Raw genomic sequence first — 357 nt, forward strand, 5'->3', positions numbered from 1 at the left:
GATCCAACCCTGATTTTTGCGAAAGCCAACAAACGCGGCAGGCCACCGGCTTGCCCGAAATAAGGAGATTCACATGCTTATGCTCAGCCGGAACATCGGCAAGGCCGTCATCATCGGCGGCAACATCCGGGTCAGCGTGGCCCAGGTTAACGGCTGTCAGGTTCGCCTGGGGATTGAGGCCCCGCGCGGGGTGATCGTTGACCGCGAAGAGATCCACGCCCGCCGCGTGGCTGAAGGTACCGTCGATGAAGCGCCAGCGTTCAGCATCGACGAGCACGTCAAGCTGGCGGCAGATGCGCGCCGTTACCGCTGGCTGCGTGACCGCGAGCGCATCGAAGATCCTGACGAAGACCTGCT

1 protein-coding gene is annotated in these 357 nt (G+C 62.2%); it reads left to right on the forward strand.

Translation table 11 applies throughout. The features are described 5' to 3' along the window. Window positions 1–73: 73 nt before the first annotated feature. On the forward strand, window positions 74–357 hold a 284-nt coding region (locus QWI17_RS19400), incomplete at its 3' end, for a carbon storage regulator (protein WP_302724184.1).

Origin of the sequence: Gilvimarinus gilvus (genome assembly GCF_030518155.1) — a bacterium.
Classification (GTDB): domain Bacteria; phylum Pseudomonadota; class Gammaproteobacteria; order Pseudomonadales; family Cellvibrionaceae; genus Gilvimarinus; species Gilvimarinus gilvus.